This is a genomic window from Acidovorax sp. NB1 (assembly GCF_005405905.1).
GTDB lineage: Bacteria > Pseudomonadota > Gammaproteobacteria > Burkholderiales > Burkholderiaceae_C > Acidovorax.
Map to the genome: position 1 here is coordinate 58,370 of NZ_BJHU01000021.1, position 21,847 is coordinate 80,216.

General features: G+C 66.3%; 19 protein-coding genes and 1 pseudogene. 11 read left to right on the forward strand and 9 right to left on the reverse strand.

All coding sequences use genetic code 11. From position 1 onward, the window contains the following. The first annotated feature begins 15 nt into the window (after window positions 1-15). From AvAM_RS08560 to AvAM_RS25620, 8 genes are all read left to right on the forward strand, one after another. Window positions 16-879 (forward strand): creatininase family protein, encoded by an 864-nt coding sequence (locus AvAM_RS08560; protein WP_137746666.1) that lies wholly within the window; start codon window positions 16-18, stop codon window positions 877-879. A gap of 85 nt (window positions 880-964) precedes the next feature. Continuing rightward, window positions 965-1,963, forward strand: coding sequence for an ABC transporter substrate-binding protein (locus AvAM_RS08565; RefSeq protein ID WP_137746667.1), 999 nt, complete (start codon window positions 965-967; stop codon window positions 1,961-1,963). 72 nt (window positions 1,964-2,035) lie between these two features. Further along, window positions 2,036-2,878: an ABC transporter ATP-binding protein gene (locus AvAM_RS08570; protein WP_249368019.1), complete on the forward strand. Its 843-nt coding sequence runs from the start codon at window positions 2,036-2,038 to the stop codon at window positions 2,876-2,878. A gap of 131 nt (window positions 2,879-3,009) precedes the next feature. Then, entirely contained in the window at window positions 3,010-3,795 is a 786-nt protein-coding gene (locus AvAM_RS08575; RefSeq protein WP_121944136.1) for an ABC transporter permease, read from the forward strand. A gap of 101 nt (window positions 3,796-3,896) precedes the next feature. Beyond that, window positions 3,897-5,282, forward strand: coding sequence for an FAD-binding oxidoreductase (locus tag AvAM_RS08580; RefSeq protein WP_137746668.1), 1,386 nt, complete (start codon window positions 3,897-3,899; stop codon window positions 5,280-5,282). A 241-nt stretch (window positions 5,283-5,523) separates the two neighbouring features. Then, window positions 5,524-6,366: an urease accessory protein UreD gene (locus AvAM_RS08585; RefSeq protein ID WP_137746669.1), complete on the forward strand. Its 843-nt coding sequence runs from the start codon at window positions 5,524-5,526 to the stop codon at window positions 6,364-6,366. A 42-nt stretch (window positions 6,367-6,408) separates the two neighbouring features. Next, window positions 6,409-7,284, forward strand: a complete 876-nt coding sequence (locus AvAM_RS08590; RefSeq protein WP_137746670.1) for a hypothetical protein — start codon at window positions 6,409-6,411, stop codon at window positions 7,282-7,284. A gap of 4 nt (window positions 7,285-7,288) precedes the next feature. After that, window positions 7,289-7,456, forward strand: a complete 168-nt coding sequence (locus tag AvAM_RS25620) for a hypothetical protein (protein ID WP_171012175.1) — start codon at window positions 7,289-7,291, stop codon at window positions 7,454-7,456. 7 nt (window positions 7,457-7,463) lie between these two features. On the opposite strand, the gene alaC is transcribed toward AvAM_RS25620, so the two are convergent. From alaC to AvAM_RS08620, 6 genes are all read right to left on the reverse strand, one after another. Continuing rightward, the gene (alaC, locus tag AvAM_RS08595) at window positions 7,464-8,690 is read right to left on the reverse strand and encodes an alanine transaminase (RefSeq protein WP_137746671.1); all 1,227 of its coding nucleotides are present in this window, start codon (window positions 8,688-8,690) and stop codon (window positions 7,464-7,466) included. A 134-nt stretch (window positions 8,691-8,824) separates the two neighbouring features. Further along, window positions 8,825-10,045: an MFS transporter gene (locus AvAM_RS08600; protein ID WP_137746672.1), complete on the reverse strand. Its 1,221-nt coding sequence runs from the start codon at window positions 10,043-10,045 to the stop codon at window positions 8,825-8,827. A gap of 333 nt (window positions 10,046-10,378) precedes the next feature. After that, window positions 10,379-11,461 carry an adenylate/guanylate cyclase domain-containing protein gene (locus AvAM_RS08605; protein WP_137746673.1) on the reverse strand — a complete coding sequence of 361 codons (1,083 nt, stop codon included), beginning with the start codon at window positions 11,459-11,461 and terminating at the stop codon, window positions 10,379-10,381. 311 nt (window positions 11,462-11,772) lie between these two features. After that, window positions 11,773-12,816, reverse strand: a complete 1,044-nt coding sequence (locus tag AvAM_RS08610; RefSeq protein ID WP_137746674.1) for a fumarylacetoacetate hydrolase family protein — start codon at window positions 12,814-12,816, stop codon at window positions 11,773-11,775. Continuing rightward, window positions 12,813-13,646, reverse strand: a complete 834-nt coding sequence (locus AvAM_RS08615) for a cyclase family protein (RefSeq protein WP_249368021.1) — start codon at window positions 13,644-13,646, stop codon at window positions 12,813-12,815. Before AvAM_RS08615 ends, AvAM_RS08610 begins: the two co-directional genes overlap by 4 nt. Window positions 13,647-13,680: 34 nt before the next feature. Continuing rightward, the gene (locus AvAM_RS08620) at window positions 13,681-14,673 is read right to left on the reverse strand and encodes a tripartite tricarboxylate transporter substrate-binding protein (protein ID WP_137746675.1); all 993 of its coding nucleotides are present in this window, start codon (window positions 14,671-14,673) and stop codon (window positions 13,681-13,683) included. A 169-nt stretch (window positions 14,674-14,842) separates the two neighbouring features. Between AvAM_RS08620 and AvAM_RS08625 the strand changes: the two genes are divergently transcribed. Together AvAM_RS08625 and AvAM_RS08630 are read left to right on the forward strand one after the other, a co-directional pair. Beyond that, on the forward strand, window positions 14,843-15,592 hold the full coding sequence (locus AvAM_RS08625; RefSeq protein WP_249368023.1) for a TetR/AcrR family transcriptional regulator: 750 nt from the start codon (window positions 14,843-14,845) through the stop codon (window positions 15,590-15,592). A gap of 348 nt (window positions 15,593-15,940) precedes the next feature. Beyond that, window positions 15,941-17,125, forward strand: a pseudogene (locus AvAM_RS08630) (porin). Window positions 17,126-17,205: 80 nt separating this feature from the next. Here AvAM_RS08630 and AvAM_RS08635 read toward each other — a convergent pair. Together AvAM_RS08635 and AvAM_RS08640 are read right to left on the reverse strand one after the other, a co-directional pair. Next, window positions 17,206-18,000: a metallophosphoesterase gene (locus tag AvAM_RS08635; RefSeq protein ID WP_137746676.1), complete on the reverse strand. Its 795-nt coding sequence runs from the start codon at window positions 17,998-18,000 to the stop codon at window positions 17,206-17,208. A 12-nt stretch (window positions 18,001-18,012) separates the two neighbouring features. Then, the gene (locus tag AvAM_RS08640) at window positions 18,013-19,080 is read right to left on the reverse strand and encodes a diacylglycerol kinase family protein (protein ID WP_137746677.1); all 1,068 of its coding nucleotides are present in this window, start codon (window positions 19,078-19,080) and stop codon (window positions 18,013-18,015) included. Window positions 19,081-19,363: 283 nt separating this feature from the next. Between AvAM_RS08640 and AvAM_RS08645 the strand changes: the two genes are divergently transcribed. Next, window positions 19,364-20,224, forward strand: coding sequence for a phosphatase PAP2 family protein (locus AvAM_RS08645; protein WP_137747077.1), 861 nt, complete (start codon window positions 19,364-19,366; stop codon window positions 20,222-20,224). Between the two features lie 16 nt (window positions 20,225-20,240). On the opposite strand, the gene urtE is transcribed toward AvAM_RS08645, so the two are convergent. Next, window positions 20,241-20,933: an urea ABC transporter ATP-binding subunit UrtE gene (gene urtE / locus AvAM_RS08650; RefSeq protein WP_137746678.1), complete on the reverse strand. Its 693-nt coding sequence runs from the start codon at window positions 20,931-20,933 to the stop codon at window positions 20,241-20,243. Window positions 20,934-21,847: the final 914 nt, after the last annotated feature.

The following is a 21,847-nucleotide window of genomic DNA, read 5'->3' on the forward strand; positions in this document are numbered from 1 at the left end:
TCACGAAAGTCTTTCATGCTGCACGGCTACACCCCACCCCACCGCTACCTGCCCTACCTGAGCTGGACCGAGATCGCCGACCTGCCCGACAAGGAGAACACCGTCATCGTGCTGCCCACGGGCGCCACCGAGCAGCACGGCCCGCACCTGCCCTGTGCGGTGGACACCGTCATCAGCGCAGGCGTGGTGGGCCATGCGCTGGCGCGCCTGCCCGCTGAAGTGCCTGCGTTTGCGATGGCGCCCATCACCTACGGCAAGTCCGAAGAGCACCTGCACTTCCCAGGCACCGTCACGCTGAGCGGCGAGACCCTGCTGGCCACCATGAACGAGGTGGGCGAGTCGGTGTACCGCGCGGGCTTTCGCAAGCTGCTGTTTGTCAACGGCCACGGCGGCCAGCCGCAGGTGATGGAGATGTGCGCCCGCGAGCTGCGCCTGCGCCATGGCGACTTCATCGTGGTGCCCAGCTTCACCTGGCGGGTGCCGCATGTGGCGGGCAAGTTCCTCTCCGACAAGGAAAAACGCCTGGCCATGCATGCGGGCCACGGCGAAACCGCACTGATGCTGGCACTGGCCCCCGACACCGTGCACATGGAGCGCGCGGTGGTCAACTACCCGCCCGTTTTTGACTCGCCCCTGCTCTCGCCCGACGGCCGCCCTGCCTGCGCCTGGAGTGCGCGCGACTTCGGCCCCAGCGGAATCATTGGCGACCCGCTGCCCGCCACGGCCGAACAGGGCCACGCCATCCTCGACTCACTGGCCGTGAGTTGGGCCGCCGCCATTACCGAGCTGCATCGACTGCAGTGGGCACCGCGCACTGAGCCCACCTGGGGCCGCGCCCATCACACCGGGCACATCGAGCACCCGTCCGCACTGGCCTGAAACCTGCGAACGCAATCACCAATCCTTTTCGCTTTTCGCTTCGTTGTCCCTTCGTTCCACCTCCATCCCCTACCGGAGTACCACCATGATGAAAACCGCCTCCCGCCTTTCCAAACTTGGTGCAGCCGCGCTGCTCGCTGTTGGTGCCGTCGGCACCATGCAGGCCCACGCGCAGGAAAAGTTCACCTACCTGACCAACTGGTACGCGCAGGCCGAGCATGGCGGCTTCTACCAGGCGGTGGCCACGGGCCTGTACAAAAAGTACGGGCTGGATGTGACCATCAAGATGGGCGGCCCACAGGTCAACATCGTGCAGATGATGGCCGCTGGTCAGGCCGAATGCGTGATGGGATCGAGCGACCTGCAGATGATCCAGATGCGTGAAGGCGGCGTGCCGGTGGTCAACGTGGCAGCGGTGTTCCAGAAGGACCCGCAGGTGCTCATCGCACACGAGGACGTGAAGAAGTTCGAAGACCTCAAGGGCAAGACCATCCTGATTGCCTCGTCGGCCCAGCGCGGCTACTGGCCCTGGCTCAAGGCCAAGTACGGCTTCACCGATTCGCAGACCCGCCCCTACACCTTCAACATCCAGCCCTTCGTTGCCGACAAGAACACCGCCCAGCAGGGCTACCTGACCTCCGAGCCGTTTGCGATTGCCAAGGCAGGCGTCAAGGCGAATACGCTGATGTTCAGCGACCAGGGCTACCCCGCCTACGCCACCACCGTCTCGTGCATGGAAAAGACGGTGAAGGACCGCAGCGCCGCCGTGGCCTCGTTCGTGAAGGCGTCGATGGAAGGCTGGAAGAGCTACCTGGCCGACCCAGCCCCCGCCAATGCGCTCATCAAGAAGGACAACCCCAACATGACCGACGAGCAGCTCGCCTACAGCGTGGCCAAGCTCAAGGAAATGGGCATGGCCACCGGGGGCGATGCCACCACCATGGGCATCGGCATCATGACCGACGCGCGCGCCAAGGCCAGCTACGACTTCCTGGTGGACGCCAAGCTCATCGACCCCGCCAAGGTCAAGCTGACCGAGACCTACACCACCGCCTTCGTCAAAGACCTCAAGGTTCTGCCCTGAGCCCTGACAGCCCTGAAACAGCGGCCAGTGCGCAGCCCTCCCACGCCCGGCCGCATCCATCGAAAGGCGACCATGACATCCCCCGCTGAATCTCCACCGCTGGCACACGCCCAGGCACCGCTGCCCCATCCCACGCCCGCCGTGGAGGTGCTCTCCGCCGAAAAAACCTACCCCAACGGCACCCAGGCCCTGTTGCCGGTGGACCTGACCATTGAGGAAGGCGAATTCGTCACCCTGCTCGGCCCATCGGGCTGCGGCAAGAGCACGCTGCTGAAAATGGTGGCGGGCCTGCTGGAGCCTACCGACGGCCGCCTGCACCTGTGGCGCAAGCCCGTGGCGCAGCTGGAAGAAAGCGGCAAGAAGATGGCGTTTGTCTTTCAGTCGCCCACGCTCATGCCCTGGGCCAGTGTGCAGACCAACGTGCGCCTGCCGCTGGACCTGGCGGGCGTGCCGCGTGCCGAGGCCGATGCGCGCGTGACCGAAGCGCTGGCGCTGGTGGGCTTGTCCAAGTTTGCCAACGCCCTGCCCCGCGCGCTGTCGGGCGGCATGCAGATGCGCGTATCGATTGCGCGTGGCCTGGTCACCCAGCCCGACCTGCTGTTGATGGACGAGCCCTTTGGCGCGCTGGATGAAATCACGCGCCACAAGCTCGACGCTGACCTGCTCGACTTGTGGCGCAAGAAGAAGCTCACCGTGATCTTTGTGACGCACTCGATCCACGAGGCGGTGTTCCTCTCCAGCCGCGTGGTCATGATGGCCGCGCGCCCCGGTCGCGTGGTCGAAGAGTTCCGCATCGACGCGCCCTACCCGCGCACGGCGGACTTCATGGTGTCGCCCGAATTCAGCCGCTACGCCAAGCTGCTGCAGGACAGCCTGCTGCGCGCCAGCGTGGACACCGAGGAGACCGTGGCATGAGCACCCCTTTTCCTTCCGCACCGATGGCGTCGCCCGTGGTCACCGCCCATCCCGCAGCCGCCCAGCGCTCGACGCCTGCACTGATCGCTGCCAAACCTGCCACCAAGACAACGCCCAAACGCCCGCCACTCATGGCCCAGCCCCGTGTACAGCGCGTGGTGTACCCCGTGCTCGTCGGCCTGGTGCTGATCGCGCTATGGCAGGGGCTGGTCACAGCCATGGAGCTGCCGCCCTACCTGGTGCCTTCGCCCATCCTGATGATGAAGACGCTGTTCACCGACTGGGCGGCCCTGGGCGGCTCGCTGTGGGTCACCGTCAAGATCACGGTACTGGCTTTTGTGGTGGCCACGGTGGCGGGCGTGCTGATCTCGTTCCTTTTTGTGCAGAGCAAACGCATCGAGACCGCGCTCTTTCCCTACGCTGTGCTGTTGCAGGTCACGCCCATCGTGGCCGTGGCGCCGCTGATCATCATCTGGGTGAAGGACCCGATGGCATCGATGGTGATCTGCGCCGCATTGGTCGCCCTGTTCCCCATCATCAGCAACACGACGCTAGGCCTGCGCAGTGTGGAGCCTGACCTGCAAAGCTACTTCCAGCTCAACCGCGCCACGCGGCTGCAGACGCTGCTGCGCCTGCGTATCCCGAGCGCACTGCCCTACTTCTTTGGCGGGCTGCGCATCTCCAGCGGCCTCGCGCTCATCGGCGCTGTGGTGGCGGAGTTTGTAGCCGGAACCGGGGGCCAGGGTGCAGGGCTGGCGTACCAGATCCTGCAGGCAGGCTTTCAGCTCAACATCCCGCGCATGTTTGCTGCGCTGCTGCTGATCTCGCTCACCGGCGTCGCGCTCTTCGTGCTGATGGCATGGCTCACGCGCGTCGCCCTGGGCGGCTGGCACGCCAGCGAAACGTCGCACGACTAGACCTTTCAACCCCATCGCCAACACACCGCGCGCAGCCACTGGCGCGCGGCACGGGCTTCCTTTTGCCCCAAACGGCCAACAGCGGCCAAGGAGATACCGACATGACCACCACCGCCCAACAGCTCCCCGACCTGCTGCCCGACCTGGACTGGATCGCCGACCCGCTGCGCGTGGGCCGCCTCTCGCAGGACTTTGCCTGGTTCAGCCCCGTGCTCAAGCGCGACCTGGCGGGCAAGCGCGGCGACATCGCCGTGCGCCCGCGCACTGAAGCAGAAATCCGCCAGGTGGTAGCCGCATGCGCCAGCGCGGGCATCCCTCTCACCGTGCGCGGCAGCGGCACCGGCAACTATGGTCAGAGCACGCCACTGCACGGCGGCGTGATCCTGGACCTGTCGGGCTACAACGCCTTTGGCTGGGTGCGCGGCGGCGTGGGCCGCGCGCAGTCGGGCATCCGGCTGGCAGACTTTGACGCGCAGGCCAAGCCCCACGGGCAAGAACTGCGCTGGCTGCCCAGCACCTACCGCAGCGCCACGCTGGGCGGGCTGTTTGGCGGCGGCTTTGGCGGTGCGGGCTCCATCAACCACGGCCCGCTGGCCGCGCCCGGCAATGTGCTGGCCGTGCGCGCCATGACGGTAGAGCCGGAGCCCCAAGTCATCGAACTGCGCGGCCCCGAGGCCATGCTGCTGCACCACACCTACGGCACCAACGGCATCGTGCTGGAGCTGGAAGTGGCCCTGACCCCTGCCGTGGACTGGACCGAATGCATCGCCACCTTCGAACAGTTCGACGCCGCGCTGGAGTTTGCCGACCGCTTTGGCAGCGCACCCGGGCTGGAGAAAAAAGAGGTGTGTTTTGTGGCCGCCCCCATCCCGCAGTACTTCACCAGCCTGGCCGAGCACCTGCCCGCCAACCAGCACGCGGTGCTGCTGCTGGTGGCCCCGCACTCCGAGGCGGGCATGCGCGACATGGCGGCGCAGCACGGCGGCCAGGTCACCTACCGCAAGACCGCCGACGAAGTGGCCAGCAGCCACAAAACCTTGCTCGAATACACCTGGAACCACACCACCCTGCACGCCCTGAAGGTGGACAAAGGCCTGACCTACATCCAGAGTGGCTTCAACCCCATGCACCGCCTCAAGCAGGTGAAGGCGCTGGAGGCCGCGTTGAAGGGCGAGGTGATGATGCACCTGGAGTTCTTGCGCACCAAGGAAGGCGCCTTCAACTGCAGCGGCCTGCAGATCATCCGCTACACCACCGAAGAGCGCCTGAACCAGATCATGCAGATCTACCGCGACCACGGCGTGCAAATCAACAACCCGCACGTGTACATCGTGGAAGACGGCAAGCAGAACAACCTGGACCCCGCCGTGGTGGGCATGAAGCGCCGCTTTGACCCGCAAGGCCTGCTCAACCCCGGCAAGCTGCGCAGCTGGTATGCGGCCGAACCCCAGGTTGCAGCCCCTGCCCCCGCGCTCCAGACCGCCTGACCCGCCACAGCCACATCTCCACGCGCCCTCGGGTTTCCTCCCTCTCCCCTCGCGGGAGAGGGCCGGGGAGAGGGGGCAGCGCCCCCAAGTAGCGCACAACCCCCTCTCCCCCACCCTCTCCCACCAGGGGAGAGGGAGCCGCAAACCGGTCCCGCCCAGCGCAAACATCTGGTCAAAAATGCCCCTTGCGCTTATCCACAGGGCATAATCAGCTACTCATTTAATAGCAAAACTCCGCACCATGCCCTGGCACGCCCGCCTGCAGCTCGACTACACGGCCGAAAGCAACAACAACGCCCGCACCGTCGCCCGCTACGAGCACAACGGCCCGTTACGCATTCTGCAAAGCCTGTACCCCGAGGGCGACGCCATCTGCCACAACGTGCTGGTGCACCCCCCCGGCGGCCTGGTGGGCGGCGACACGCTGGACATCACCACCACCGTGGGCCCCGGCGCCCACGGCCTGGTCACCACGCCCGGCGCTACGCGCTTTTACCGCTCCACCGGCCCGCTGGCTCTGCAGCGCAGCCACCTCACCTTGGCCGGAGGCGCGCGCCTGGAATGGCTGCCGCTGGAAGCCCTGTGCTACAGCGCCTGCCACGCCGAAAACCACCTCACGCTGAACCTGGCCCCCGGCGCGGAATGCATCGCCTGGGACGTGACCGCGTTGGGCCTGCCGCACGCGGGCCAGCCATTCGAGCAAGGCCGCTTCACCCAGCATCTGGAAGTGCCTGGCCTGTGGCTGGAGCGCGGCGTCATCGACGCCGCCGATGACCGGCTGCTGAGCAGTCCCTTGGGTTTGGCAGGCCACCGCTGCATGGCCAGCATGTTTTTTGCCGCAGGCACGCCCCTGGACCGCACCCGCCGCGACGCCGCCTTGGACGCGGCCCGTGCGGTGATGGATCAACACCCCCAGGTCAAAGCCACCGCAGGCGCCACCAGCCCCAATGACCGCATGGTGGTGGTGCGCGTGCTGGCGCCGCAGGTGGAGCCAGCGATGAAACTGCTCAAAGCCGTGCGGGTGGCTTGGCGGGAGGTTCTGTGGGGGTTGGAGGGGGAAGCGCCTAGGATTTGGGCGATGTAGCTCCACCGGTGCACTCTCACAAAGTCAATTTACATTCCGAGAATGGACACTGGCAAAGCTTCAACGCACAGTTTTCGGGTCAATCACATTGCCATCATCGAATCCCTGCCGTCCCGAGAATTTCAAACTGGCAGAGAACTGGCGGGCTACCTCAACGGCCAGCTTGAAGATTTACAGACGCCAATTACCGTGTCGCATGTTGACATTGCGACGCCTTATGAATTCCGAGCTGTCATAGCAAATCTAGCGACACAGGCCGATCAGGAAGGCCTGCGCCCGATCGTCCACATTGAGGCTCACGGAGAAGACGATTTCGGGCTTCACTTCCGGGGCGGAAAAATCCACTGGCGGGAGATATGCGATGCTCTGATTCCGTTAAACCGAGCCAGCGGATTCAACCTGCTCCTATCTGTCTCTGCGTGCTTTGGTGTGAGCTGTATCTCAGGAGTTTCATTGCGCAGAGGAGCCCCTTGTTACGCATTGCTCGGCCCCTCAAAAGACCTATCACCGAGCGATCTACTGAACAGATTCAGGAGCTTTTATCGCGAAGTCATTCACTCGCAGGACTTGGACCTGGCCTTGGCCGCAATGAACAAAGACAAGCTTGAACGTGGACAAATGGTGTTCGTTTCTGCGGAAGGGTGGTTCGAGGAATTGATGTTGGAGTATTTGATAAACGCAGCGCATCCAAAGGAGCTGAAAGCAGCGGCTATGCGCATCTTCCGCAAGTCAAGAAGTGAGGGCGCAACATTGACCCTCGGGGAGACAAAAAGGCAGCTCGTTAAGAACCGGCCGCAGATTGCACAAGGCTATTTCGCTGAGTTTTTTATGGTTCACCACATTCCCGAGAATGCACAGCGTTTTGGGGCGTTGCTCAGGGCTATGGAGACCACAATCAAGCAAACCACTCCGAGCTAGCACGATGAACTCACAGGACAACCTAGCTGCAGAAACGTTGGCACAAAGCCGATTAGCCACTGAGACAAAGGCATCACAAAAGGCGGATCACCACTACAAACACCAGCAAGCCCCAACGAATTTCGCAGAGCTTTTTCTAGCAGCAATGATCCACCCGTGGCTCGATGTGTGATCCCCGTTCAGGAAGCGGCTGCTGCAGGCACCTTGAGTAGCCCATCCCCCTTAAACATCCCCCGAATCCCCCGCACCGCCTGCCGAATCCGCGCCTCATTCTCAATCAGCGCAAACCTCACATATTCATCCCCTTGGTCGCCAAAGCCGATGCCCGGCGACACGCACACCTTGGCTTTCTCCAGTAACTGCCGGGCAAATTCCAGCGAGCCCAGCGCGCGGTAGGGCTCGGGGATGCGGGCCCAGATGTACATGCTGGCCTTGGGGCAGTCCACGGCCCAGCCGGCTTCGGTGAGGCCCTTGTAGAGCACATCGCGGCGGCGCTGGTACTGGGCGGCGATGTCTTTCACGCACTGCTGGTCGCCCTCCAGCGCGGCAATGGCAGCCACCTGCAGGGGCGTGAAGGTGCCGTAGTCGTGGTAGCTCTTGATGCGGGCGAGCGCGGCCACCAGGTCGGGGTTGCCCACCATGAAGCCCACGCGCCAGCCGGCCATGTTGTAGCTTTTGCTCAGGGTGAAAAACTCCACCGCCACGTCCTTGGCGCCGGGCACTTCCATGATGCTGGGGGCGCGGTAGCCGTCGTACACGATGTCGGCATAGGCCAGGTCGTGCACCACCAAAATGTCGTGCTTCTTGGCCAGGGCGATCACGCGCTCGAAGAAACCCAGGTCCACGCACTGCGCGGTGGGGTTACTGGGAAAGCCGAAGATCATCATCTTGGGCTTGGGGTAGCTGCCGCGAATGGCCTTTTCGAGCTCGGCAAAAAAGTCCACGTCGGGCGCCACGGGCACGCTGCGGATATCCGCGCCCGCAATCACCGCGCCGTAGATGTGGATGGGGTAGCTCGGGTCGGGCACCAGCACGGTGTCGCCCCGGTCGAGCGTGGCTAGCATCAGGTGGGCCAGGCCTTCCTTGGAGCCGATGGTGACGATGGCCTCGGTGTCGGGGTTGATGTCCACCGCGTAGCGGTCTTTGTACCAATGGCTGATGGCGCGGCGCAGGCGCGGGATGCCTTTGCTGGCGCTGTAGCCGTGGGTGTCGGGCCGCTGGGCCACTTCGGTGAGCTTGGCGACGATGTGCGGTGGCGTGGCCCCGTCGGGGTTGCCCATGCTCATGTCGATGATGTCTTCGCCCCGGCGGCGGGCGGCCAACTTAAGTTCGGCCGTGATGTTGAAGACGTAGGGAGGGAGGCGATCGATGCGCGCAAAACGGCGCTTGCCCTGCGATGCAGACATGCGGTGTGACTTTCACGTAAGCGCCCGGAACCGTCCGAGCGACGTGGCTGGCAGAAAGGCCAGCCCGCGTTCAATGTAGCGCAGAACGCGGTGTTCTTTTCCCCCGCTGCGGCTGTGTCGCGCCGCCGCTACGGTCACACCATGGCGGGTTTCGTGCTCCGTTCGCTCGCCATGGACCACGCAAAGATCCCGACACCACCGAGGCCCAGCACCACCCCCACCCACCCGGTGGACGTCCAGCCCATGCCCGCCGAAATGGCCACGCCGCCCAGCCATGCGCCCAATGCGTTGGCGGCGTTGAAGGCCGAGTGGTTGAGTGCAGCGGCCAGGGTCTGCGCGTCGCCCGCCACGTCCATCAGGCGGATCTGCAGCGCGGGGCCGATGGCGACCACGGTGCCCAACAGGAACGTGGCCAGCGCGGCGCTGGCGGGGTGGTGCGCGGCGGGCACAAACAGCGCCATCACCACGATGGACCACAACAGCACCTTGCCGATGGCGGGCATGAGCGCCTTGTCGGCCATGCGCGAGCCCACCAGGTTGCCCGCCACCATGCCCAGGCCAAACAGCGACAGCACAAAGGGCATGAGCGCAGGCGGCATGCCTGCCACCTCCAGCAAGGTGGGCTTGATGTAGCTGAACACCGCAAACATGCCGCCAAACCCGATGGCGCCAATGCCCAGCGTGAACCACACCTGCTTGCGCGCCAGCGCGCCCAGCTCGCGCAGCGGGCTGGCGCCGTGCGATGCGGGCATGGCGGGCACCCACAGGCGCACCATGATGACAGCAGCCACGGCGATCAGGCCCACAAAAACAAACGCGGCGCGCCAGCCAAAGTGTTCTCCCAGGGCAGCCGCAATAGGCACCCCGACCAGCGTGGCCGTGGTCAGCCCCAGCATGACCCAGCCCACGGCGCGCGCGCGGCGGCCGGGCGGGGCCAGTGCAGCCGCCACCAACGCGGCCACGCCAAAGTAGGTGCCGTGGGGCAGGCCGGTGAACAGCCGCATGGCGGTGAGTGATCCATAGCCCGGCGCCAGTGCCGATGCGAAGTTGCCCAGCGCATACACCACCATCAGCGCCATCAGCAGCGCGCGCCGCCCCCAGTGGGCGCACAACACGGCCAGCACGGGCGCGCCCACCACCACGCCCAGGGCATAGGCGCTGATGACGTGGCCCGCCTGCGGAATGCTCACGCCAATGTCGCGCGCCACCTCGGGCAGCAAGCCCATGATGACGAACTCGCCCGTGCCGATGGAAAAACCGCCCACCCCCAGCGCCAGCACGGCGCGCACGAGGGTGCGGTCGTCGGTGGGGGTGATGTCGTTGGTGGGCAATGTGGAGGGCAAGGGCGCAGTCATGGCAACAACGGAGGGCGCAGCACCAGCAGGCGACGGTGCCGCAACCAAAGAGATCGGTGGGGTGGGGAAAGAGCTGCAACACAGCCGCCGGGCGGTTGCATTGTTACGCAGTTACGGGGGTAAACCCGAATTTTGTAACCATATCATGCCCGGCGGACCTCTGCTGGGCCGGGGGCATACCCCCGCCGGGGCGATGGCCCCAGCGGCGCCGCGCGGGTGCAAGCGCTGCCGGTATTCGCTACGTGCTAGTTGCTGCGCCTGATTGCTTGTGCCACCGCGCCATGGGCGTGCCCGACAGCTGGGCTATCTATCTGCAGCAGGATATGCGCAGGATCAGTGCGCCACCAACAGCTGCACAAACATCTGCACCTTGGCGTGGCATTCGGCGCTGATGGAGGTGAACTCCAGCCCGGCCACCCATTCGTCGCCCTCCTGCTTGAGGGTGATGACGCGCGCATACACATCGGCCACGCGGTAGTCCACCAGCGGCAGTTCAAACTCCAGCTTGATCTCGCTGTGCGGTTCCAGCGGCTCGATCAGCTCCACCAGCAGGCCGTGGTAGCCAATGTCGCGGATGGCGCCGTGCACGATGTGGGGTACGACGATCTTGTCCTGCATGCGCTGGCACAGGCAGGGCAGGCGCGCATCCACGCGGTGGCTGCGGCGGAACTCCTGGCGCGGCACCTTGAGTTTTTGCGAGGGGATGGCGATCAGCTCGCGCAGGCTGACGGGTTGCGTGCGGCCCTTGACATAGACCTGCATGGGCGCCGATGCCGACACCAGGCCCCAGCAGCGCTGGTAGGTCGTGTCGCTGATCAGCACCTGACCGCGCAGGCTCAGCGCCTCGATGCGCGAGGCCAGGTTGACCGCCTCGCCAATCACCGTGTATTCGGAATACACGTCCGAACCAAAGCGCCCGGCCATCACCGTGCCGGTGTTCACGCCAATTCCCAGAAACACCTCGGGCAGCCGCTCCCGCAGGTGCTCCAGGTTCAGCTCGCGCATGGCCATCTGCATCTCCACGGCGCAGAGCAGCGCGCGGTCCACATCGTCCTCGCGCGCCACGGGGGCGCCAAACAGCACCATGATCGAGTCGCCCATGAACTTGTCGATGCTGCCCTGGTACTTGAACACCACTTCAGACAGCCGCGCCAGGCAGCGGTTGAGCGCCGCAATCACCACCGACGCCGGTTGCGAGCCCGACAGCGCGGTGAACCCGCGCAGGTCGGCCAGCAAGATGGTGACCTCACGCGGCACCACGGCCAGGCCGTCGCTGGCGCCGCCATCGGGGCTCTGCATGCCATGCAGGATGGCGGCCATCTCGGTCTGCGCCGCTTCGGACAGGGGCGTGCCAGTCTCGCGCTCGATCAGCGCCTGCAGACGGCGCACGGCATCGTGGTGGAATTCTTTGTGCATGGGCGCGAGGGAAGTGGGGCGGTTTGTTGGTATGGGGGCATTGCCGGCCCCTGCCAGCCAGAATAGGCGCCGCCCAACGGCTGGTCAACCGGTGAAAACACTCCGGGCCGGGGGACAGCAGGCGGCGCCGGGCCCCAGAGCGACCGCCCCCTCTCCCCAACCCTCTCCCCAACCCTCTCCCCAACCCTCTCCCACAGGGGAGAGGGAGAAAGACGCAGCGCTGTGGGGCGTAGAAGCAGAGGCGGCCAACCCAAGGCCGGATGGACTGGAGTGAAAAATTCAAAGCTTTTTTGGCTACTACCGCGCGACCATCATGCCCTAACAGCTATCAAATTTGTAGCATCCACAGTATTCACCCGCTCCTGGCCCACCGCGCCGCCCTGCACCACCATCTGGTCAATCACGCCAAACGGCGCGGGCTGGCCCTGGTCGTCCAGCGCCACCATCTGCACGCGCTCGCCAAAACGCAAAAACGGCGTGCGCGGCGCACCGTCTGCCAGCGCCTCGACCATGCGGCGCTCGGCAATGCACGACGAACCCACGCCCGCATCCGCGTTCGACACGGTGCCCGAGCCAATGATGGTGCCCCCAGACAGCTTGCGCGTGCGCGCCGCGTGGGCGATCAGCTGGCCGAAGTGAAAGTGCATGGCACCGCCGTGCGGGTGGCCAAACCATTCGCCATTGCGCTGCGTCTGCAGCCGCAGGTGCACGCGCCCGCTATTCCACGCCGCGCCCAGTTCGTCGGGCGTGACGGCGATGGGGGCAAAAGCCGTGGAAGGCTTGGCCTGCAAAAAGCCGAAGCCGCTCTTGGCCTCGCGCGGGCCAAAGGCGCGCAGGCTCCAGTCGTTAATCAACACGACGAGACGCACGTACTGCAGCGCTTGCTCGGCGGTGACGCCCATGGGTGTTTCGCTGAGCACCACGCCAAACTCGCCCTCGAAGTCGATCTGGTCGTCCTCGGTCGGCAGCCGCACATCGTCGTGCGGTCCCAGAAAGTCGTCGGCTGCGCCCTGGTACATGAGCGGGATGGTGTCGAAGTCCGCCACAGGCGGCACCTTGAAGGCGCGCTCCATGAGGTGGCCGTGGTTCAAGAACGCCGAGCCATCGAGCCACTGCCAAGTGCGCGGCAGCGGGGCCAGGCACTGGCGCGCATCGAAGGGCATGGTGCCCAGGGCGGCGGGTGCATTCACGGTGCGGGACAGGTCTTGCAGTGCGGGCTCCACCACCTTCCAACGCTCCAACGCATCAAGCAGCGTGGGGGCCACGGGGCAGGCGTCGATGCAGCGGCGCGCATCGGCCGACACGACCACCAGGCGGCCATCGCGCTGGCCGTTGCGCAGGGTGGCGAGTTTCATGGCGCCACCCCGGCCGCAGGTTGCAGCGGCAGCACCGGGTCGAAGATCGCCACGGCCCGTGTCCAGCCTGCCGAGGCGCCGCGCACCTTGACGGGGAAGCACGAGATATAGAAGCCGCTGGCGGGCAGCGCCTCCAGGTTGTGCAGCTTCTCCAGGTGACAGTAACCGATGTCGCGCCCAGCCTTGTGCCCCTCCCAGATCAGCGATGCGTCTCCGCTCTCGGCATAGCGCTGCGCGGTGTAGGCAAAGGGCGCATCCCAGCTCCAGGCGTCGGTGCCCGTCAGGCGCACACCGCGCTCCAGCAGGTACATGGTGGCTTCGTAACCCATGCCGCAGCCCGCACGGGTGTAGCCGGGGGTGCCATAGGCGCTGCCAGCGCGGGTGTTGACCACCACGATTTGAAGCGGCTGCAGCGTGTGGCCGATGCGTGCCAGCTCAGCCTCCACGTCGGCAGCCTGCACCACATAACCGTCGGGCAGGTGACGAAAGTCCAGCTTCACGCCGGGCTGGAAGCACCAGTTCAGATCCACCTCGTCGATGGACAGCGCGCGCTGGCCGCCGTCCATGGTGGAGGCGAAGTGGTACGGCGCATCCAGGTGCGTGCCGTTGTGGGTGTTGAGCTGCACCTCCTCCACCGCCCACGACTCGCCGTCAGGCAGGTCTTCCTTCTGAAGGCCCGGGAAGAACTGCGCCAGGTCCGCAAAGCTCATCTGGTGGTCGATGTAGTTGATGCGCGGGCCCAGGCCTGGGGGGTCGGAGACAACATCGTTTTCAAGGTGCATCGAGATATCGACGATGCGGCGCGCAGGTGTGGCGGACGTGGCGGTCATGGGTGGGCTCAGGTGAAGGTTTGAAACGGGGCGATCAGGACTCGGCCGTGAAACCGGTCTGCTTGATGAGGCCGCGCCACTGGTCGGCATCGGACTTGAGCATCTGCCCCAGTTGCGCGGCAGTGGAGGGCTTGACCTCCAGGCCGTACTGCTTGCCGTACTCCACCACCTCGGGGTGGTGCAACGCAGCCTGCAGGGCATCGGATGCGCGCTTGATGGTCTCGGACGAGGCCTTCCCGGGCAGGAAGAAGCCGTACCACTCGCTGACCTTGAGCGGGTAGCCCAGCTCCGTCAGCGTGGGCACCTGCGGCAGGAAGGGCGAGCGCTTGGCTCCCGCAATGGCCAGCACGCGCAGCTTGCCGCCCTTGCCATGCTGCAGATAGTCGCCAATGGGTCCCCAGAACGCAGGGATCTGCCCGCCCAGCAGGTCTTGCATGCCCGGCACCGTGCCCCGGTAGGCAATATGGCGCATGTCGATCTTGCTGAATTGCCCCAGCAGCACCCCCACCATGTGTGGCATGGAGCCCGCACCGGGACTGCCGTAGTTGGCGCTGCCGGGGTTGGCGCGCAGCCACGCCAGAAAGTCGGCCAGCGTACGCACGCTGTCGGGCGTGCCCGGGCCCACGGCCAGGCCGTGGTCGAACATGGCGCCCAGCGACACGGGCGCCACGTCGTCGAGCGTGTAGCGCAGCTTGGGGTAGGTGTAGGGGTAGATGGACAACATGGACGACGGCGTGATGAGCAGGCTGGTGCCATCGGCCGGGCTGTCGCGCAGGTTGAGGATGCCGATTTGCCCGCCCGCACCCGGCTTGTTGTCCACCATGACGGCACCGGCGTACTGTCCGCGCATGCGGTCCCCCACACGGCGGGCCAGCGCGTCGGCCGTCCCCCCGGCAGGAAAGCCCGAGATGATGCGCGCCATGTCGGGCATGGCGTCCTTGCCGGCCTGCGCCCAGGCAGCGGGAGCAACGCCCAGGGTGGGCAACAGGGCGGCAGAGAGCTGGGTGAAGCGGCGGCGGGTGATCATGTTGTCTGTCTCCAGTAGGTGTGGGTGGGCATGCAGCACAAGCCCCACAAGCCCTGTGCGACAGGGCCTGCAGCGGGCGGCATGAAAAAATTATACGAACGTACAAATTCAAAATGACTGGGGTTTGTACGAGTGTTCAACAAATTTATACAACCGTATAAACCAGCCTATGCCCAAATCCACCCCCACCAAAAAAGCAGCGGCTGCAGCGCCCACAGCCTTGGCGGCCAAAGCCCCGGCACCGGCCCGCAAGCGCGCTATTGCTCGCAGCGCCACCAGCGAAGAAGAACTGGCCCCCAACCGCCAGGCCAACATCCTGCAGGCGGCCGAGCGGCTGTTTGCCACGCGCGGCTTTCACGGCGTGTCGATCCGCGACATTGCCGACGAGGCTGGCGTGCCGCTGGCACTGGTGGGCTATTACTACGGCCCCAAGCTGTCGCTGTACCACGCCATCTTCCGCGCGCATGCGGGCTACATCGACGTGCGGCTCAAGTCGCTGGCCGATGCCCAGCAGAAGGCACCGCCCGGCCAGTTGCTGGAAGAGATCGTGAAAGCCTTTGTGCTGCCCGTGCTGGAGGTGGCCAGCCAGCCCGCAGGCCACCACTTTCTGCGCCTGCTGTCGCGCGGCATGAACGACCACCTGGAAGAAGACGAGCCCATCATCCGCGAGCTGTTCGACCCGCTGGCCCATGCGTTCATCGACGCCATTGCTGCCGCCCTGCCCCAGGCCACGCGCAGCCAGGCCGCGTGGTGCTACCAGTTTGCGCTGGGCGCGCTGCTGCACCACGTGAACGACCAGCGCATCGAGCGCCTGTCGTACGGCCAGAACCAGCCCGGCGACGAGGCCACGGCCGGGCCGTTGCTGGTACGTTTTATTGCGCAAGGCATGCGCGGCGCCTGTGAAGGCGCGGTGCACTGATGCGCTACCGCTGACGCGCCCACCACCACTCGCACTCCCATCCACAGCACTGCCGCGCGAGCGCCGCATGCACAGCACAGCCACGTCCATTTTTCTCGCCCCCGCCCACCGTAATCCCCGGTGGCTGGGGCCCTGCGCCGCCGCTCCACCCAGGGCATTGGTGCGGCAGACCGGCGCACCCTGAGCGCCGCGCCCCCGGCGCCACCAGCGCTCTCAGCACGCACAACGCGCAAAACGCCCACGGCGCGCTGACAACCGCCCCCCGTTGAACTGGTTTTTCGGAACAGCCCTGGCTGCGCCGTGGGCCGGTTCGTCCCTAGCCCACCCTTCCATCCATTGAAAGACACCATGAAACACCGCACCTCCCAAGCCTCCCCATCCACCCCGACACGGGCGCGCCAGCGCTGGTCCCGCACCTGGGGCACTGCCGTCGCCCTGTCGGCCGCCACACTCGCCGCACAAGCCCAACCCACCGCAGGCCCCGGCCTGCAGCTGTACGGCCTGGTCGATGCCGCCGTGGGCCGCTTTGCCGCCCCCGCCACGGGCATCAACGCACAAGACCGCGCCATCACCAAGCTGGAGGGCGGCGGCATGTCCACCAGCCACTGGGGCGTGCGCGGCACCGAGGACCTGGGCGGTGGGCTGTCGGCGCAGTTCGAGCTGTCGTCCTTTGTGCGCAACGACTCCGGCGCCACCGGCCGCAGCGACGCGCTGCCCGCGCCGGTGAATGTGGCGGCCGACCCCGTGTTCTCGCGCGCCGCCTGAGTGGGGGTGTCGCACCGCGACTGGGGCCGCGTGCGGCTGGGCAATGTCACCTCGCTGCTGTTCCTGAACTCCATCACCTCCAACGCATTCGGCGACTCCACCGTGCTGGGGCCGCTGAACCTGGTCACCTTCATCGGCAGCCCACTCACGGGCGGTACCGGCTGGGCCAATTCGGTGGTGTATGACAGCCCCAACATCGCGGGCTTCAGCGCCTCGGTGGCGCATGCCATCTCCGAAGGCCAGGGCGGCGGCAACAGTGCTGCGCGACTGGCTTACGCCCAAGGCCCCTGGGCTGCATCTCTGGCCTGGCAAAGCGTGAAGAAAAACCCGAGCACCTTTGCCGACGGCACCTCCCCCAACGACACCCGCGCCTGGCAACTGGCGGCGTCGTACGACTTCGAGGTGGTCAAGCTGTTTGCCCACCTGGGCCGCATCGACAACCGGGGCACGGCCGCTGCGCCGCTCAACGTGGCATACCGCGTGTGGGATGTGAGCGCTTCGGTGCCCGTGGGCACAGGCCGGGTGCTGGCAGGCTACGCGGTGCGCCGCACCAACGACACCGTGGGCCCGGTGCCAGCCACGGTGGCAGGCGGCAATGTGGAACGCAAGGTGTTCACCCTGGGATACGACTATTTCCTGTCCAAACGCACCGACCTCTATGCCATGGTGATGCGCGACAGTACCCAGACCCGCACCCTGCCCGCGCCGCCCTCAGTGGTCAGCGCCCAAGGCACCAGCTTTGCAGTGGGGGTGCGCCACCGGTTCTAAGCCCGATCACAACGGTTGTCTCCAAGCTTCAGGGCGCCTTAGGGTGCCCTTTTTTGGGAACCACAGAACTGAAGACCGCTTCAACCGGACACCACAGGCTGGCGCAGCACACAGGCAAATTCACCACTGGCGCGGTCATAGTCCCAGCGCTCGGCCACCCGCATGCGCTGGCTGGTCGCAGCCCCCGAGGCTTCTTCGCGCAGCACGCCCAGGCTGTTGGGGCTGCCGTGCCGCAGGCGGTGCGACACCGCCGTGCCAGCGCGGCTGGCCCACAGGCCGGGCAGCGGCTGCAGCACACCGGGCTCGTGCACATGGCCCGACAGCAGCATCTGCGCACCAGCCGTGCGCCAGCGCTGCAAGGCTTCGTCGGCGCGGTGGGGGCGGTGGGCGCGGTCCGTCGCATCGCGCCCCACCAAGGGGTGGTGGCTGGCCACGATGCGCCAGGCGTCGGGCGGGGCCCGCGCCAGCAGCACGGCCACATGCTCGATCTGCGCAGACGACAGGCTCCCACGCTCGTGCCGCCAGGCGCGGGTGGTGTTCACGCCCACCACATAGAAGGGGCCCATCTGCCGCACAGGTTCCTGGTCCAACCCAAACTGCTCGGCAAACCGCTCGTACGCACGGCCCCAGCGCAGCCACCAGGCAAACAGGGGCAGATCGTGGTTGCCCGCCAGCACCAGGGTGCTGCGCGCATGCAGGCCCTGCACAAACCGCGCGGCCTGCGCAAACTGGCTGGCGGTGGCGCGCTGGGTGAGGTCGCCAGACACCACCGCCAGGGCCACGCCCAGGCGCTGTGCCAGGCGCTGGGCAGCGGCACACACCTCGGGGTCGTGCGCCCCAAAGTGCAGGTCGGACAGGTGCATCAAGGCGGGCATGGCGGCGGGTTGTCAGGCAGGTATCAGCCCAGGGGCGGGCGGTGCACCCGTCTCGGCCGCTGCTGCCGCCGGTGCAGGCTGCTGTGCCGCATCATCGCGCACCAGCGGCGACGGCGCCACCAGCCACAGCGGGCGTGTTCCGACGCGAAAGTGCAGCGGCGGGGCCATCCATTCGCGCTCGCCATCAAACGCCACCTTGACCTGCGGCGGGCGCCAGCTGGCCGGGGCCACGGTCAGCTCGGTGCAGGCAATGCTGGTCACGGCGCCGTCCTTGTCCAGCTGGCCGGTGGCGGCGTTCCACACGGTGCGGGCCGTGGCCCAGCGGCTCTGGGGCTTGAGCATGACCACCGCCAGGTGCCCGCCATCAGCCACCTGCTGCGCCTGCGGCAGCCCCATGCGGTCCAGCTGCAGCGGGTTGTTGCCCACAAACAGGGTGGTGACCAGGTGCTCCTCGTGCCGCACTTCGGCGCCATGGTGGGTGCTCATCACCACGCGCCAGCGCCTGCCAGCGGCGGGCCGGAACAGGCTCCACACCGCCGATGCCACGGCCACCCAGCGTTTGCGGCCAAACCGCTGGGAGGCCCGCTCGCGCTCGGCCAGCAGCTTGGGGTACAGGCCCACGCTGGCGTTGACGATGAACATGCGGCGGTTGACATGGCCCACCTGCACGGGGCGCATGTCCCCCGCGTGCAGGGCCTGCAGCAGGTCTTGCACGGCCTGCTCCGGGTCAAGCGCCAGGCCGTGCTCGCGGCTGAAGTAGTTGAAGGTGCCCATGGGCACCACCCCCATGGGCACGCCCGCATGCAGCGCGGCTGCCGCCACGGCGTTGATGGTGCCGTCGCCACCGGCGGCCACCACCAGGCCGCCATCGGTGCGCGCAGCTTCGGCGGCATCGCGCGCCAGTTGCACGATGTCGCCGCGCTGGTGGGGCACGTGCCACACCACGTCGTGCGCCTGCAGCGCCGCCACGCCTTCGAGCTTGGCGCGCAGCAGGTCCAGGTCGGCGCCCGGCCGCTTGGGCACCACCAAGTGGATGGGGCCACGGGGCGTTGGGGGGTGGGGGTGGTCGGAAGAGGTCATGCAAAAACTCTGCAACAAACAGGGGTAGCCCCACGCCATGGAGGGGAAGCGCAGGCAAGGCGCCATGGTGGCAGCCCCTGGCCACCCGAGCAGCCGGTCGCTGCGCTCTTGCCGTGTCAGCCGGCGCCGACACCGGCGGCCTGCACCCCCACCAATACACCCACCGCTGCGCGGGATGCTGGGAACTTCGGTACAACCCGTGGCTTCTGTCTGTTGACAGGTGCGGAGCCAATGGCTGCGCGCCCCCCCATCCACAAGGAAAGGCTCACTCCAGACCATGACAATGACCGCCCCTGCCACCCCATCCACTGCATCCGCCGCATCCGAGCTGGGCGCCCTGTTGGCGCAGCACCCCGTGGGCTGGTGGCTCGTTGGCATGGCCGCCCTGGCACTGCTGGGCGCCGCCGCACTGGCAGGTCTGCGTTCCCTGCGCCACCACGCAGGCCCGCCGCTGAACCGATTCTTCCCAGCGCAGGCCCCCACCCTCATGCTGGTGGCCATGGCTGCATCGGCCTGTGTGCTGGTGCTGGCGGGCGCCACGATGGCCGAACTGGCCGATAGCGGACGCACTCAGGGCCCCTGGGGCGTGCTGGATGACACGATCGCAGCGGGCCTGCGGGCCCAGGCCGACGCCGCCGTGCTGCAGGTGTTTGCCACCCTCACCCACCTGGGCGACACCTGGGTGCTGACGGCCCTGGCGCTGTGCGTGACGGCGGCACTGTGGCTGCGCCAGCAACGTCTGCTGGCCATCGGCTGGCTGGTGGCCATGGCGGGCAATGGCGCGCTGACCAAGGTGCTGAAGAACATTTTTGAGCGCGTGCGGCCCGAGCACACACACGGCATTGCCGAGGCCAGCGGCTACAGCTTTCCCAGCGGGCACAGCAGCGCATCGATGGTGGCCTACGCCATGCTGGCCTACCTGGCCACGCGGTTGCTGCCGCGTGTGTGGCACCTGCCAGCCGCGATGGTGGCGGGTGTGCTGATCTTCACCACCGGCTGGAGCCGCGTGGTGCTGCAGGTGCACTACGCCAGCGACGTGCTGGCGGGCTGGCTGCTGGGCGGCACCTGGTTGGTATGCACGGTGCTGATCATGGAAAGCGTGTCGCGCTGGCGCAGCCCGGCCCTCGCTACTGCGGCCCAGTGACCGCCTTTTTCAACATTCAGATCGCCACGAGGTTGCGAATGCCTTTGGCTTCCATCTCGCTGCCCGGTCCACGCGCGATGACCTCGCCGCGCTCCATCACCAGGTACTCGTCGGCCAGCTCCTGCGCAAAGTCGTAGTACTGCTCGCACAGCAGGATGGCCATCTCCCCTTTGTCGGCCAGCATGCGGATCACGCGGCCGATGTCTTTGATGATGCTGGGCTGGATGCCTTCGGTGGGCTCGTCCAGGATGAGCAAACGCGGGCCGGGGGCCAGCGCACGCGCGATGGCCAGCTGCTGCTGTTGACCTCCCGACAGGTCCCCCCCCCGGCGCTTGAGCATCTGCTTGAGCACGGGAAACAGCTCGTACAGGTGCGGGGGCACGGGCGTGGAGCCGCTTTTGTAGGCCAGGCCCATGCGCAGGTTTTCTTCCACGGTGAGGCGGCCGAAGATTTCGCGGCCTTGCGGCACGAAGCCAATGCCTGCGCGGGCGCGGTCGTAGGGGGTGGCTTTGTCGATGGGTTTGCCGTCGAAGCTGATGCTGCCGCTTTTGATGGGTACGAGGCCCATGAGGCTTTTGAGCAGCGTCGTTTTGCCCACGCCGTTGCGGCCGAGCAGGACGGTGACTTTGCCGGGGGTGGCGGTGAGGCTCACGTCGCGCAGGATGTGGGAGCCGCCGTAGTACTGGTTGATGTTTTGGACGGTGAGCATGGTGTTTTTTGAGTGTTTTGGCTGCTTGCGCCTGTTCAGAAAGCGCTTTTAGCTATTGTTTTTATAGTTTCTGTGTTGAGTCCAAACGGATGGGATGAGCTTGTTTGAGCCTGGGCTTGTGCGCTGGTTGGGGCGGTGTGCTTTTGCTGAGGGCGGAGGCCGGGGTGTGCGCCCGGCGGCGCAGTGGCTTTCTTTTGCTTCGCCAAAAGAAAGTCACCAAAGAAAAGGCGACCCTACAGGCTGCGTCCCTTCGCTTCGCTGCGGGCAACCTGCGGTGCTCGCGTCCAGCGGGGTCTCGCTCGAACTCGCTCCACTGCGTTGCGCTCAGACAATCGCGAGCCCTGATCCGCTGGCCGCTGCGCTCCTCGGCACATCCTGAAGGGAACCCAAAGGGATCGGACATCCACACGGGCCATTGCTCCGCTGCGCTGCGCTCGGCCCCCTCTTGCGGGCGCAAGCGCCACGCGCTGCGCAACCGGGGCCGAGCGAAGCGATGGCCCGTGTGGCTGTTCGGCTGCCCAACCCCCTGCTGGCTGCGCCTGCGGCGGGGCGGTTGTGGGGTGGCATGGGCGTCGAAGCGCCCATGCTTCGTGCTCTGACTCGTCGTGGCTGTCCGAGCGTCGCGCGCAGCGCAAAGCGAGTTCCACGGCGCACCCCGCAACCGACACGACGCAGGTTTACCCCGGAGCGAAGCGCAGGGGTCGCAGACTGGGGGTCGCCTTTTCTTTGGTGACTTTCTTTTGGCGAAGCAAAAGAAAGTTACTCGCACGCCGGGCGACTCCCGGCCTCCGACCCCAACACGAGCACGCCCTCCAAACCCGCAAGCAACAGCTTCGACAAGCTCAGCCCGAACGGCACTGATATAGCGCCCAGGCTTCGACAAGCCCAGCCCGAACGGATCGCTGACGCTCGCG

Coding starts and splice junctions, on each gene's coding strand:
- AvAM_RS08560 (WP_137746666.1), top strand. CDS start 16: ATGCTGCACGGCTACACCCCACCCCACCGCTACCTGCCCTACCTGAGC.
- AvAM_RS08580 (WP_137746668.1), top strand. CDS start 3,897: ATGACCACCACCGCCCAACAGCTCCCCGACCTGCTGCCCGACCTGGAC.
- AvAM_RS08600 (WP_137746672.1), bottom strand. CDS start 10,045: ATGACTGCGCCCTTGCCCTCCACATTGCCCACCAACGACATCACCCCC.
- AvAM_RS08640 (WP_137746677.1), bottom strand. CDS start 19,080: ATGACCTCTTCCGACCACCCCCACCCCCCAACGCCCCGTGGCCCCATC.
- AvAM_RS08565 (WP_137746667.1), top strand. CDS start 965: ATGATGAAAACCGCCTCCCGCCTTTCCAAACTTGGTGCAGCCGCGCTG.
- AvAM_RS08625 (WP_249368023.1), top strand. CDS start 14,843: ATGCCCAAATCCACCCCCACCAAAAAAGCAGCGGCTGCAGCGCCCACA.
- AvAM_RS08615 (WP_249368021.1), bottom strand. CDS start 13,646: ATGACCGCCACGTCCGCCACACCTGCGCGCCGCATCGTCGATATCTCG.
- AvAM_RS08590 (WP_137746670.1), top strand. CDS start 6,409: ATGGACACTGGCAAAGCTTCAACGCACAGTTTTCGGGTCAATCACATT.
- AvAM_RS08610 (WP_137746674.1), bottom strand. CDS start 12,816: ATGAAACTCGCCACCCTGCGCAACGGCCAGCGCGATGGCCGCCTGGTG.
- urtE (WP_137746678.1), bottom strand. CDS start 20,933: ATGCTCACCGTCCAAAACATCAACCAGTACTACGGCGGCTCCCACATC.
- AvAM_RS08570 (WP_249368019.1), top strand. CDS start 2,036: ATGACATCCCCCGCTGAATCTCCACCGCTGGCACACGCCCAGGCACCG.
- AvAM_RS08575 (WP_121944136.1), top strand. CDS start 3,010: ATGGCCCAGCCCCGTGTACAGCGCGTGGTGTACCCCGTGCTCGTCGGC.
- AvAM_RS08585 (WP_137746669.1), top strand. CDS start 5,524: ATGCCCTGGCACGCCCGCCTGCAGCTCGACTACACGGCCGAAAGCAAC.
- AvAM_RS08635 (WP_137746676.1), bottom strand. CDS start 18,000: ATGCCCGCCTTGATGCACCTGTCCGACCTGCACTTTGGGGCGCACGAC.
- AvAM_RS08605 (WP_137746673.1), bottom strand. CDS start 11,461: ATGCACAAAGAATTCCACCACGATGCCGTGCGCCGTCTGCAGGCGCTG.
- AvAM_RS08645 (WP_137747077.1), top strand. CDS start 19,364: ATGACCGCCCCTGCCACCCCATCCACTGCATCCGCCGCATCCGAGCTG.
- AvAM_RS25620 (WP_171012175.1), top strand. CDS start 7,289: ATGAACTCACAGGACAACCTAGCTGCAGAAACGTTGGCACAAAGCCGA.
- alaC (WP_137746671.1), bottom strand. CDS start 8,690: ATGTCTGCATCGCAGGGCAAGCGCCGTTTTGCGCGCATCGATCGCCTC.
- AvAM_RS08620 (WP_137746675.1), bottom strand. CDS start 14,673: ATGATCACCCGCCGCCGCTTCACCCAGCTCTCTGCCGCCCTGTTGCCC.